Genomic DNA, 13943 nt, shown 5'->3' on the forward strand with positions numbered 1-13943 from the left:
GAATAAAGAGTCTTTAAAATGAAATATCTCCTGCCTGTTCATACAAAAAAAATCACCCCGACCGGCGGGGTGATTCTTTTGATGTGGTGGAACGTGTAATTATTCTCTGTTTTTTACAACAATCCAGCCTGAGAATTTTATCGGAGTACTGTTTTTATTATTTTCATTCCATGAAACAGAATACCAATAGTTTCCTGTAGGGACTTTTTTATGTCCATTGGTAGTTCCTGCCCATTTGTAGCCATTGGTTTTATCGGCCTGGAACATTTTATAACCATATCTGTCGAAGATGGCAATTTCCAGATTTTGTTTATTGGCTAATGCGGAGTAATCAACAAAATCATTGATTCCATCATCATTAGGTGTAATTATATTAATAAGATTCGGTACTGTAATATTAACTTCAACAGGAACGCAATTGTAGGCATCTCTTACATATACTTTAGCTTCTCCTCTTGCAATATTGGTAAACACATTGGAATCCTGCCAGTTGATATTATCCATAGAATACTGGTAAGGAGGAGTTCCACCGTTAGCATATACTGTTACCGTACTTCCTGAAATGTCAACCGTGGTAATAACAGGATTGTCGGAAGGATATACTGTTACTTTTTGTGTGGCAATACAATCTCCGGTTTTCAGTTTAACCCAGTAAGTACCTACTCCTACATTCTTGATGGATTGTGTGGTTGCTCCTGTGCTCCATTCATAGCTTTTGAATCCGGCTCCCGCATCTAATGTTGTGGTGTTTTCAATACAAATTGTCTTGTCAAGTAAAGTTCTTGAATAAACAGGAGGTATTACAGTTAAAGTAACTTTAGCAATAGAATAGCATCCATTTCCATTAAAAACTTTAATATAAACAACTCCATTAGGAGCAATGTATGCTGCCGGAGTTGAGATGGCATTAGTTCCACTGATAGCATCTGTCAACGATGGATAATATTCTTTTGTCAGTCCGCCCTGGGAAACAACAGCTCCTGTAAGGTTAAAAGAAGCCATAGATGGATTGGTTTCAATGAAACATGATTTGAGTTCAACGTCATTAACAACTACTACAGGGTAAATATTCAGTGTAATTTTAGAAGTACTGACACAACCCTGAGGTGTGGTTACTTTTACATATATTGTTGCTGCAGCAGAAGCATAGGCTGAAGGATTTGTTATCTGGTTCGTACCGTTATTCAGGTCGTATAAAGTAGGATAGAATTCTTTGGTAACTCCGGCAACAGTTGTTACAGCAGCAGTATTGAGGTCAAAGGTTGCTGTTCCTGCATTGTTGTTATTACATCCGCTAAGAGTAGCATCTGTTGCTGCGAATGGCGTAGGGTTAAGCTGAATAACACCATCACCATTATCACAAAGAGTAGACGTAGGATCTTTTACCACCACCTTAATCGTTGTATTTCCGGAATACTGGAAACTTGTAGGATTGGCAATAGGAGTAGAACTTCCCAATACATAATAAGTGAAAATATAATTTCCGGGATTATTTACAAATTGAGAATTATAAGAAGTAAGGTCTACTGTACCATTTCCGGTAGCTGGATTTGTACAAACAAATGGAGTTATGGTATTGCTTAAAATAGGAACTTTATCTACATATACTTTAACGTCTTTAATAGAATGTCTTGCACTGGCACCTCCGGTTGCTGCAGAGAAACCAAAATATCCCTGTGACATTCCCACTGCTCCTCCGGAAGGAGCAAAAGACTGATCTACGATAAGAACTCCGTTTATTCTTACTTTGATAATCCAGTTTGTAGGGTTGGTAAGGTCTGTTTCGCCATTTACTTCAACGTGTCTGTAGGTGTCTCCTACAAACGGCTGGGTAGCAATAAGGTCCGGAGAGTGGAATGTGCTTCCCGGAGTGGTGTTGAACTCGATATTATTACCTGCTGTGTTATTGGTACCATAAAGAATGTGAACTTTACTCATCTGGCCTTCAGTGGTATTGTTGAAAATATCAAAACCAACCATGAGCCCTGAAGCATTGGCAGGAATTCCCAGACCTCCTCCTGATACAAATCCTGTTGGCGGATTGGCAAGATACCAGAAAGTAAAGCCGTCTCCTTTTCCAAACTGAGTGGTTCCGTTTCCGTCAATTCTGAAATCGAATTCCACTTTCCATTTATCACAATAGCTTAAGGTAATAGGAGTGGATAATTTTACAGCTCCATATCTGCTGGTTTGATCAGTGGTAAGTCTTACAAAGTCTCCGCTTACTATAGCGTCAGAGACCAGATCCCAGCCAGTCGTATTGACAGGATTTCCGGTAAGTTGATAGGTTTGCGAAAGAAATCTTCCCGGCAGGCATAATAAGATAGTCAGTAAAAAAATGAGTATATCTTTTTTCATAGTGGATGGATTATGATGTTATTGTTTTTTTGATATAAAATTGTTTTTGTGTTTACATTATTGATGATAAGCAGCGTCCGGCCTCAATCTGGTTGGGCAAATCCTGTTTTTTAATACCGAAACTACCCCAAATGAGGTAGTTTCTGATAGTATTTTTATTCTCTGTTTTTAACCAATACCCAGCCTGAGTATTTAGTTTCAGTATTGTCTTTGTTGTTTTCGTTCCATGAAATGGTGTACCAGTAAGTTCCTGTAAGAACTTTTTTACCGGAAGCAGTTCCGTCCCATGTAAAGTTTCTCATTTTTCCGGCTTCATACAATTTGTTGCCATATCTGTCGTAAACAATAAATATCAGATTTTTCTTGTAAGCCAGTGCTGAGTAATCAATGAAATCATTCACGTTGTCGCCGTTTGGAGTGATAGCATTAATCAGGTTAGGAACAGTAATCTGAACTTCAACAGGTGTGCAATTGTAAAAATCTTTTACATAAACTCTTACTTCGCCCCTTGCTAAACCTGTGAATATGTTGCCAGGCTGCCAGTTCATTCCATCCAGAGAAAACTGATACGGAGGAGTTCCGCCTGCTACATTTACTGTTATGGTGTTGTTGTCAATATCAATGCTGGAAATCACCGGATTTGCAGATGCTTTTACATTGACAGTCTGCGTACTGATACAGTTGCCGGTTTTCAATTTTACCCAATAACTACCAACGCCTACATCTTTGATAGATGAAGTTGTTGCTCCGGTGCTCCATTCATAGCCGTCAAATCCAGGTCCTGCATCCAGATCTGTTTTTTCTCCGATACAAATGATTTTGTCTTTCAGAACAGAAGAGGTTACAGGTGGTAATACAATAAGGTTGATTTTAGCAATATTAAAGCATCCGGTGGCGTCTGTCACTTTAGCGTACACTGCAGTACTTGTAGATAAATACTGGAGAGGATTCATAATTTCGTTGGTACCGTCTAAAGCATTGGCGATGGATGTGTAGTATTTTTTTGCAGTGCCTGCTCCTAAAGTAGTAACATCTGCGGTTGTCAAGTTAAAGATAGCACTCGTAATGTTATTTTCAATGAAACATGATCTTAGAGTAGCTTCTTTCACAGGGGTGTCCGGATAGAATGCAAGGGTAATTTTTGCTGAACCTGTACATCCCTGAGGAGTTGTTACTTTTACATAAACAGCTCCGGGAGCAGATAGGTAATTGTCAGGATTTTGAATTTCATTCGTATCGGCGTTGAGGTCTGCTAAAGTTTTATAATATTTTTTTGTAACTCCCGGAACATTGGTCACCGCTGCTGTATTCAGATTGAAAGCTGCTGTTCCTGCTTTGTTATTATTACATACCGTAATCGTTTTGTCTTCCGCTTTGAAAGGAGCAAGAACCAATAAAATTTTACCATCCGGGTTATCACAAAGTAGTCCTGCATTATCTTTAATAACAACTGTTACTGTTGAGTTAGAGTTGAATTGATAATTGGTGGGATTCGCAATAGGTGTGGAGCTTCCAAATGGATAATAGGTAAATGTATAATTGGAAGGATTGCTGACAAACTGTGAATTGAAAGAAGTAAGGTTTACTGATCCGTATCCGGTTGTAGGATTAGGACAGAATGACTGTGTTGCCGAATTCTGTAAAATAGGAACCTTTTCCGTATAAATTTTTACATTTTTAATGGAATGTCTGGATCTTGCACCTCCTGTAGAAGCTGAAAAACCAAAATATCCTACAGTCATTGCAGCAGCAGCACCTGAAGGCGCAAAAGACTGATTGCAAATTACATTACCGTCTATTGTTATTTTTATAATCCAGCTGGTAGGAGCTGCAGGATCTACCTGTGCCGTTACTTCAACGTGTTTAAAAGTTGTTCCCTGAAAAGGCTGTGTAGTATTCAGATCCGGAGAGTGGAAAGAACTTCCGGGAACATTGAAAAATTCGACGTTATTGCTGTCAGTGGTGTTTTGAACAAGTCCATAACCAACGTGTACCTTACTCATGGTAGCAGTGGTGGTATTGTTATAAGTGTCAAGTCCTACAACAAGTCCTACAGCATTTTGAGATACTCCAAGTCCTGAGCCTAATACACTGGCTACCGGTGGGTTGGCAAGGTACCAGAAGGCAATTCCATCTCCATTGGAGGTTTGGTTGGAATCCATCCTGAAATCAAATTCCACTCTCCATTTGTCGCAATATTTTAAATTAATGGGGTCATTCAGCCTGATAGAACCGGATTGGTTGTTGGTGTCCGGGGTCAGCTGAATAAAATCTGTGTTTACCTGAGTAGGGGAGACCATCGTCCATCCGGTAGTATTCACTGGATTTCCGATAAGCTGATAAGTTTGAGCGAAGGACTTTCCAGCTATACAGAGTAAGAAAACAGATAAATACAATAATAGATTTTTATTCATTTATAATGGGACTTAGATTAATATGTAAAGATATTAAATCCCAATTAAATAATATGTATTTAATGTTAATCTTGCTTAAATTTTAATAATATTTTAAAAAAATACTATAAATTATGATATAATGCTGAATATTGCAGTAGCTAATACGTATTTGTATTAATTAAATTAAAATAAGGAATTGTTATCTAAACTCTCAAAATAGGTATCAATTTCGAGATCTGAGGAACTGGCTGCTGCTACGGCTAATTTATCGCAAAGTTCGTTTTCAAAATGTCCGGCATGACCTTTTACCCAATGCATTTTCGGGTTGTGTTTGTTGTAGAGTTCAATGAATTTTTTCCAGAGATCAGGGTTTTTTACATTCTTCCAGCCTCTCTTGATCCATCCGGCAATCCAGTTTTGGTTGATGGCGTCAGATACATATTTACTGTCGGTATACACATGGATGTCATTTTCTGTAGATTTCAGTTTTTCCAATGCAGTGATGACCGCCAGAAGCTCCATTCTGTTGTTGGTGGTTTTTCTAAAACCTTTGGAAAATGTTTTCTGGTAATTTTTTTCAGGAACGCGCATAAGAATTCCATATCCGCCTTTTCCCGGGTTTCCGCTGCAAGCTCCGTCCGTATAAATTTCGATTCTCAAATCTGCTTTTTAATAATTGATGTATTGACTGTAAAATTAAACTGAATTGATCTGAATTTTAATCTTTGCTTAAAAAGGGAAGTCATCATCGTCATCAAAGTCATTCATGGAAGACCCTGAAAGTTTTGAACTATCCGGAAGATCAAATGCTGCTCCTGGCTGGATCGTTGTTTTGATCTTGTCAAATCCGCTTGGCTCTCCGAAGTTGGAAGGATATCCTCCTCCGGCACCACTGTCAAACGCTGCTTCAATATCACCGAATTTTGCAAAATGTTTCAGGAATGATAATCTTACATCTGCTGTAGCACCATTTCTGTGTTTTGCAATGATCAATTCGGCCTGGTTTTCTGTAGAAGTTTCCTGTCCTTCTTCGTCATTATCCCAAACCGTAATTTTATAATACTCCGGTCTGAAGATGAAAGATACGATATCTGCATCCTGCTCAATTGCTCCGGATTCCCTCAGGTCTGAAAGCTGAGGTCTTTTTCCAGGTCGGGCTTCCACACTTCTTGAAAGCTGTGACAGGGCAATGACCGGTACGTTAAGTTCTTTTGCAATTGCTTTTAATGAACGTGAAATCATGGAAATCTCCTGTTCACGGTTTCCAACTCCTTTTCCGCTGCTACTACCTGCGGTCATCAGCTGAAGGTAGTCGACCATGATAAGTCTTACTCCATGCTGCATTACCAGTCTTCGGCATTTTGCACGGAAGTCGAATATGGAAAGGGAAGGTGTTTCATCAATATATAAAGGAGCGTTCTCCAATTCAGATACATTGGAGAATAGTCTTTGCCATTCTTCATCATCCAGGGTTCCTTTTCTTAATTTTTCTGATGAGATTCTTGTTTCGGAAGCAATCATTCTGGTAATAAGCTGTACCGAGGCCATCTCGAGAGAGAACAGAGCCATAGGAATTTTGTGCCCTACTGCAATATTTCTTGCCATGGAAAGCAGGAATGCTGTTTTACCCATCGCGGGACGGGCTGCAATAATGATAAGGTCAGAATTCTGCCAACCACCGGTTTCCTTATCCACATCTCTGAATCCTGAAGGAACTCCGGAAAGTCCTTGTTTATCTTTTAAAGATTTAATGGTATCAATGGCTTGTTTTACCAATGAGTTGGCAGTATCGAATCCTTTCTTAATCGTTCCGTTGGTAATCTCGAAGAAAGACTGCTCTGCCTTGTCCAGAAGTTCAAAAACATCTGTCGATTCCTTGTAAGAAGAATCAATAACATTAGCAGAAACATTAATAAGACTTCTTAAAATATACTTTTCAAGAATAACACGTACGTGATATTCGATATGGGCAGATGAACTTACTCCCATTGTAAGATCAATGATGTAGTGATCACCACCTGCCTGACTCAGTTTGTCTTCTTTTTTTAAATCCTGAATAATCGTCATTAAGTCTACCGGGTGGTTGCCTTCATACAATTTTAAGATAGTAGAAAAGATGACCTGATGTCTGGGATCATAAAACACCTCCGGAGTAAGAAGGTCAATGGAATGGTCAAGACCTTTTTTGTCAATCAAAAAAGTTCCGATAACCAGTCTTTCAAAGTCCACTGCATTGGGAGGCATTTTTCCATCCGCAATAGACAATTCTTTTGCAAAGTTTCCGTGTGTCAGGGATGATAATGTTTCTTTCTGCGCCATGATGCAAAGATAGTTTATTTAAAAAATAATAGAAAAATAGTATTCAACAAATTATTAGCAGTCTTTCGTAAAATGCTGTAAACAGGAGGTTGGACTTGTTGATAAAAAAAATCACCTCAGTCTGAGGTGATTTTTCAAAAAGATGAAGTAAAACTTATTCTTTATTTTTTACCAATACCCATCCTGAATATTTGGTTTCGGTATTGTCTTTATTGTTTTCGTTCCACGAGATCGTGTACCAGTAAGTTCCGGTTAGGATTTTCTTACCAAATGCTGTTCCGTCCCAAGTGAAGTTATTCATTTTGTTAGCTTCATGAAGTTTGTTTCCATATCTGTCATATACAATGAAGATAAGGTTTTTCTTGTAAGCTAATGCTGAGTAATCAATAACATCATTTACATTATCTCCGTTCGGAGTAATCGCGTTGATAAGATTAGGGACAGTCACGGTTACCTGAATAGGCGTACAGTTATAAGTATCTTTTACATATATCGTATTTTCTCCTCTAGGAAGTCCTGTGAATACATTGGAGTCCTGCCAGTTAACACCATCAATAGAATATTTGTAAGGAGGAACTCCCCCTGAAGCTGTTACTGTGATGTTGTTGTTGGTAATCTCGATTCCTGAAACCACTGGCTGAAGGCTTGGATGTACACGTACTTCCTGAAGTGTGAAGCATTTTCCGGTCTGAAGTTTTACCCAATAAACCCCAACTCCTACGTTGTTGATAGATTGTGTAGTTTCACCCGTGCTCCATTCGTAGCTTACAAATCCAGGTCCAGCGTCTAAAGAGGTTTTGGCTTCAGCACAAATTGTCTTATCTTTTAATACCGCTGATTTTACCGGAGGCAATACAATCAGTTCTATTTTAGCAATTGAATAACACTGTTTGTCATTATTTACTCTTGCATATACTGTTTTGCTTTCTGAAAGATAGTTTAATGCTGCTATAATAGGGTTTGTCTGTGCTTTAGCATCAGCTACAGTTGTATAATATTTAATGGTAGTTCCGGTAGGTGTTGGAACAGCTACTCCGATGTCAGCCTTGGAAAGATCAAATGTTGAACGGGTAACGTCATTATCAATATAACAGTTTTGAAGTACAGCATCTTTCAGTACAACTGATGGGTAGAATAATAATCTGATAGTAGTAGTTGCGATACATCCGAAAGAAGAAATTACTTTTACATATACGGTTGATTCAGCAGAAACGTAGTTGGTAGGATCTGTAATTTCATTAATTTCAGCATTCATATCCGCAACCGTAGCATAATACTTAATGGTTGCTCCGGCTCCTCCAAATACATTGGCTGTTGTTAAGTTATATTTTGCAGTACCTGCTCCGTTGTTGTTACAGGAGTATAAAGTAGCCGAATTGGCAGAAATACCCACATTCACAAACTTGAACTTTCCGGTTATGAAACATCCGTTGATAGGGTTGCTCGGATTGGTAGGATCCTGATACACAATTCTGTAATAATATGTTGTAACTCCGTCTACAGTGGCTACCGTAAGTGGATTTTGTCCTGTAAGGGCATCGTTGGTTGTTTTGTGATAAGTAACCTTGAAGTTGGGGCTGTTACCATTAATAATTGCTGCAGATAATGTTGTAAAATCAAACTGGGTAGGCAGCGCACAAACCATTACCTGATTAGGATCATTAGGAGCTGCTCCCGGAATTCCAGGCGCGATAAATGGGTTAGGCGAAAGAACAGGATCGTTAAATGCAGAACTTAAGCTTGCTGTTCCTGTCCATTCTAAAGAAAAACCATTAACGGATCTACTGAAGTTGTCAATAACCAGATAATAAGTCTGGCCAACCAATACATCCATATAGGGACTCCATTTACCATTGTTCATACTGGATGTAACACCTGGTGGATTGGTAGGGAATACGGCTGGTGGAGCAAGAGTCAGATCGAGACCTGTATCTCCTGAAGTGCCGCTATAGTTACATCTTATGGGTTGTATGAAAACGTGATCCGCATTCTGTAACGAAGCACAGCCGTTAGCTGTTGGTCCGTAAACTGCAAAATCATAATCATCATCCTGATCGTTAGGTTTTATTGTAAATGCCAGTGTTCCTGGTGTGGATACTGTGAAAGTATACCAAACTGTATATCTTTCATTGGTGCTGAGGCAACCTCCGTTTTGGTTAAGTATTTCTATAATATTCCCCGGGCCTGAAGGGGTATATGAGATGTCAGAATTACCACAGATGGGAATTGCTGTGACACAGTCTGACTGTGAATAGGCCATTTGCGCTATCAATAAAATAAAAAGAAGTAATATTTTTTTCATTGTTAAAACTTTTTTGTTAAACAAACTTGAAATCAATAAATTTTTATCATTATTTGTAAAAGAAAAAGCCGCCAAAGCGGCTTTTTATATTGTGGTGTTTTATTCTCTGTTTTTTACAACAATCCAACCTGAAAACTTGAAAGGAGTGTTCTTCTTGTCATTCTCGTTCCATGTTACAGAATACCAGTAGGTACCTGTTGGTATGTTCTTGCCACCAATTTTACCATCCCATTTATAACCATTGGATTTGTCTCCCTGGTGGATTTTTGTTCCATATCTGTCAAAGATACTCAAAATAAGATTCTGTTTATCAGCCATAGCAGAATAATCTACTACATCATTCACACCATCCCCGTTTGGAGTAATCATATTGATAAGGTTAGGAACAACTACGTTCACTTCAATAGGTTCGCAGTCGTAAGCATCTTTTACATACACTTTGTAAGTTCCTCTTGCTACATTGGAGAATACATTAGAAGGTTGCCATAAAATCTTATCCATAGAATACTGATAATCCGGTGTTCCTCCAATAACATTGATTGTCAATGTAGTATTGTTAATGTCGATATTTGTTACAACTGGTTGCTCAGAAGGATAAACGGTTACCTTTTGAGTGGCAACACATTCACCTGTTTTCAATTTTACCCAGTAAACGCCTACTCCTACATCTTTAATAGACTGTGTTGTTGCTCCTGTGCTCCATTCATAGCTTTTGAATCCAGGTCCGGCATCTAAAGTGGTCGTGTCTTCCATGCAGATAATTTTGTCTTTCAGAACACTGGATGTTACTGGAGCAATTACAGTTAAACCAATTTTTACCACTACATAACATCCTCTGGTGTCGGATACTCTTACATATACCAAGCCGCTTGGTGCAATATAATTAGCATTTAAAATTTGGTTGGTTTCATCTATTGCGTCTGTTAGTGAAGGGAAGTATTTTTTAGTGATCCCTGCCTGTGGTGTAATTACAGCAGCATTATCCAAGTTGAATAAAGCTGTTGAAGGATTGGCTTCAATAAAGCATGATCTCAATTCAGCATCTTTTGCAATGATTTGCGGATAGAATTTAAGGGTAATTTCTGCAATATCACTACATCCAAATGCAGAAGTTACTTTTACATATATTTTACCTTCAGCAGAAACAAACTGATAGATGTTGGTGATCTCATTGATTGAGTTATTCAGATCATATAATGTGTAATAGTATTTTTTAGTTGCCGTTGGATCAGCAAAAACTGCAGCAGTGGTAAGATCATACGTTGCCGTACCTGCATTGTTGTTGTTACAGCTTGTCAGCGTTACATCGGTAGCGGTGATTGTACCATCTTTAAATTTAAATTTACCAGTCTGTCTACATTTATTAATAGGGCTGTTGGGGTTAGTCGGGTCAGTATAGTTGATACTGTAGAAATAAACTCCAACAGGAGTAACTGTTTGAGGTCCAACAAGAGGGTTGTTACCTGTTAAAGCATCATTCTGACTTGTGTGGTAGCTAATGTTGAAGTTAGGGTTACCATTAAGAATTCCTGCGGATAATGATGCGAAATCAAAAGTCGCCGGATTTGAACAGATCACTACTTCTCTTGGGTCAGCAGGATTAGCTCCTGGAATTCCCGGTGGGATAAATGGATGAGGCTGTATATTCGGATCAGTGAACGGAGAAGACAAAGTAGCTGTTCCACCCCATGATAATTTGAATCCGTTAGCTGTTTCTCTGTGGTTATTTACAATGATATAGTAAGTCTGACCAGGCAGTACATCCATGTATTTTACCCATTTATCTCCTGTTGCATCCTCACTAAGGTCAGTAGCGGTCATATTAAGACCTGTATTTCCACTTAGTCCGGAATAAGAACAACGTATAGGAGTTCCTAGGTTTCCGCAAGATTTGTTGGGTCCATATACTCCAAAGTCATAATCATCTCCCTGGTCGTTAGGGATGATTTCGAAAGTAAGGGTTCCTCCTGTAGCGATGGTAAAAGAATACCATACGGAGTACTTCTCGTTAGAAGTTAAACATCCACCTAGGTTTTCTGCAATGTCTCCATGCCCGCCTGGTGTATATGAAATGTCAGAGTTACCGCAGACTGCCATTGCAGTGCCACAATCTGATTGTGCAAATAAAATATGTGAAAATATGAGTAATAAAACAAGTAATGTTTTTTTCATGAGAATTAATTTTTAAAACAAATATTAAATGTGTTTAATTATTAAAAAATGCTGTTTTATCTGATACAAAATACTGTTTATCAAAATATTCAATGAATTTTCAGGTTTTCGTATTAAAAAAAACTGATCGTCCCAATTTACTCGGGAGATCATACATTTTTTTACTGTTAATTTGTTCCGATCAGCTGTTTTCCCCAAGTAGGTGAACTTGATGAGGCGTCTGACATTTCAAATTCTTTGGCTGCTTTTTGATAGAACTTTATAGCTTCTGTCTTGTTCCCTTGTTTTTCAGCTATTTCCGCTTTTAAAAAAGAAAGTCTTGGATTATTCTTTAAAGTTGTTTCCGCTTTAGCCATAAAGCCTGTAGCCGTTTTTAGTTCCTTTTGAGGATCTGCAGCTGTTTTTATTCTTATTTTCTGAAAATGAATAAGAGCAAGAAGAAGATTGACCTCTCCATTATTTTTTTCCGAAGCAAGAGCCTGCATTGCAAGTTTTCTGGCAGATTCATTAGGTTCTCCAAGAGGGCTGTTCGGACTATTCTTTAAAAGGAAATTGGTTTTAAGATACAATGCTGCTGCTGCATAGTAATTAGCCTGCCATTTTTCTGAAGTTTTAGCTTGTGAAAACTTAGAAAAAAGCATATCATAGTCATTTTCTGTTTTAGCATTATTGAATTGTAAAACAGATTGTTGTAAGGTTTGGTCTGAAAAGAATTGAGCATTCATCAGAGAACCTGTCATGAGAAAGCTCAAAATTAGTAAAAGTTTAGTCATAGGGGGATATTTTATGAAGCAAATATAAAAAATTATTAACGTTAAATTAAAGATTTTGAGATATATTTAATGAAAGTAACATATTGGTTTTAAATGTGGTATTTTATTCTGTTGATTAAATTATATGAAGATCGTAAAGATATATATAGTTTTGATGAATATTTCTGGTTTAATTCTTTTATAAATTTTAAAAAAACAGCTATAAAACAAAAATCAGAATAGAAAACGTTCTATTCTGATTTTAAGTATTTCGAATTCTTATTTTTTTGTATTAGATTTTAAATGATTTGATAAACAATAAGTTAATATTGCATCTTTCTCAATTTAGGATTGGTGCTTCCAACAACAAGGGCCACTAAAACGGTCATACAGCCTCCGAATACCACAGAGCGCACAACGCCCAGGAGTTTGGCCATAAGTCCACTTTCGAACTGTCCCATTTCATTGCTTGACATGATGAAAATTGAATTCACACTCAGAACACGACCTCTGATATGATCCGGTGTTTTTAACTGTACAATGGTGCCCCGGATAACCACGGAAATTCCATCCAGCATCCCGCTCATCACCAGGAACATAAAAGACAGCCAGTATAATTTTGAGAGTCCGAATCCAATAATGCATAGCCCGAATCCTGTAACCACAGCAAGAAGTATTTTTCCCTGATTTTTGCGAAGCGGAACAATAGATAAAATAGTAATAATACACATTGAACCAATGTCTGAAGCTGCATTCAGTAAACCGAAACCTTCAGCTCCTGAATTCAGGATGTCTGTTGCAAATACAGGGATCATAGCTACGGCTCCGCCAAAAAGTACTGCAAACATATCAAGACATAGAGCTCCCAGAATCTCCTTGGTCTTAAAAATATAAGAAATTCCTTCACGCATGCTTTCTACTACATTTACTGTTTCTTTTTTGTATTCTGAATGCTGTTTGTGCAGTTGCCAGAAAAATAATGAAGCAACAAATATGAGTGTTAAAATAGCAACGAGAGTCCATTTTACGCCGATAAATCCAATCAGAACACCTCCGATAGCATGTCCGCAAACAGAAGATATCAGGAAAGTAGCCTGGTTCAGCGTTACGGCATTCGGAAGATTTTCCTTCTTTACAATTTTAGGAATCATGGAAGGAACAATAGGACCGATAAAGGCTCTTGCTATCCCTGTGAAAAAGATAACACCATAAATATAATAGGTAATCTGATGACCCGTAAAGTGCATTTCCACATCAAGAAATGCGGGAATCAACAAAAGGCCAATCAGAAAAATATATGCATAATTACAAATGAGTAGCAGTCTCTTTTTTTCATTCATATCAATAACATGTCCTGCATACAGCGCGCAACTTACCGCAGGAATCACCTCTGAAAGTCCGATAAGGCCTATTGAAAAAGGATCTTTTGTTAATTGATATACCCACCATCCAAGTAAAGTGGCAAGCATTCTGAAAGCTAAAACAATAAAAAATCTCCCGGTGAGAAGATTTCTGAACTCAACATTTTGTAATGTTTGTAACGGGGTAAAGGAAATCATGAACAAAAATAGCCCTAAAAATTTATTTAGGGCTATCCATATGACAATTTTTAAAAGATATATTAAATATATCTCAAAAGATAAA

8 protein-coding genes are annotated in these 13943 nt (G+C 37.9%); all 8 read right to left on the bottom strand.

From position 1 onward, the window contains the following. Positions 1-99: 99 nt before the first annotated feature. The 8 genes from PZ898_RS16605 to PZ898_RS16640 all read right to left on the bottom strand — a co-directional run bounded on the left by PZ898_RS16605 (position 100) and on the right by PZ898_RS16640 (position 13858). The gene (locus PZ898_RS16605) at positions 100-2358 is read right to left on the bottom strand and encodes a T9SS type B sorting domain-containing protein (RefSeq protein WP_062673343.1); all 2259 of its coding nucleotides are present in this window, start codon (positions 2356-2358) and stop codon (positions 100-102) included. Positions 2359-2513: 155 nt separating this feature from the next. Then, positions 2514-4772, bottom strand: a complete 2259-nt coding sequence (locus PZ898_RS16610; RefSeq protein ID WP_277693792.1) for a T9SS type B sorting domain-containing protein — start codon at positions 4770-4772, stop codon at positions 2514-2516. 165 nt (positions 4773-4937) lie between these two features. Beyond that, complete coding sequence (rnhA, locus tag PZ898_RS16615) at positions 4938-5414, bottom strand: ribonuclease HI (RefSeq protein ID WP_062673348.1); 477 nt, start codon at positions 5412-5414, stop codon at positions 4938-4940. 69 nt (positions 5415-5483) lie between these two features. Next, a complete protein-coding gene (gene dnaB, locus PZ898_RS16620; protein ID WP_062673350.1) occupies positions 5484-7073 on the bottom strand; it encodes a replicative DNA helicase in 1590 nt (529 codons plus the stop codon). A gap of 154 nt (positions 7074-7227) precedes the next feature. Continuing rightward, complete coding sequence (locus tag PZ898_RS16625; protein WP_062673352.1) at positions 7228-9375, bottom strand: T9SS type B sorting domain-containing protein; 2148 nt, start codon at positions 9373-9375, stop codon at positions 7228-7230. Positions 9376-9474: 99 nt separating this feature from the next. Then, a complete protein-coding gene (locus PZ898_RS16630) occupies positions 9475-11547 on the bottom strand; it encodes a T9SS type B sorting domain-containing protein (RefSeq protein ID WP_277693793.1) in 2073 nt (690 codons plus the stop codon). A 167-nt stretch (positions 11548-11714) separates the two neighbouring features. Continuing rightward, the gene (locus tag PZ898_RS16635; protein WP_147367596.1) at positions 11715-12320 is read right to left on the bottom strand and encodes a tetratricopeptide repeat protein; all 606 of its coding nucleotides are present in this window, start codon (positions 12318-12320) and stop codon (positions 11715-11717) included. A gap of 302 nt (positions 12321-12622) precedes the next feature. Then, positions 12623-13858: an MFS transporter gene (locus PZ898_RS16640; protein ID WP_062673358.1), complete on the bottom strand. Its 1236-nt coding sequence runs from the start codon at positions 13856-13858 to the stop codon at positions 12623-12625. Positions 13859-13943: the final 85 nt, after the last annotated feature.

The organism is Chryseobacterium sp. WX (assembly GCF_029542485.1).
GTDB classification, from domain to species: domain Bacteria; phylum Bacteroidota; class Bacteroidia; order Flavobacteriales; family Weeksellaceae; genus Chryseobacterium; species Chryseobacterium cucumeris.

Bases quoted from the DNA above. Each gene is read 5' to 3' on its own strand.
- PZ898_RS16605 (WP_062673343.1), bottom strand. From the start codon at position 2,358: ATGAAAAAAGATATACTCATTTTTTTACTGACTATCTTATTATGCCTG.
- PZ898_RS16610 (WP_277693792.1), bottom strand. From the start codon at position 4,772: ATGAATAAAAATCTATTATTGTATTTATCTGTTTTCTTACTCTGTATA.
- dnaB (WP_062673350.1), bottom strand. From the start codon at position 7,073: ATGGCGCAGAAAGAAACATTATCATCCCTGACACACGGAAACTTTGCA.
- PZ898_RS16625 (WP_062673352.1), bottom strand. From the start codon at position 9,375: ATGAAAAAAATATTACTTCTTTTTATTTTATTGATAGCGCAAATGGCC.
- PZ898_RS16630 (WP_277693793.1), bottom strand. From the start codon at position 11,547: ATGAAAAAAACATTACTTGTTTTATTACTCATATTTTCACATATTTTA.
- PZ898_RS16635 (WP_147367596.1), bottom strand. From the start codon at position 12,320: ATGACTAAACTTTTACTAATTTTGAGCTTTCTCATGACAGGTTCTCTG.
- PZ898_RS16640 (WP_062673358.1), bottom strand. From the start codon at position 13,858: ATGATTTCCTTTACCCCGTTACAAACATTACAAAATGTTGAGTTCAGA.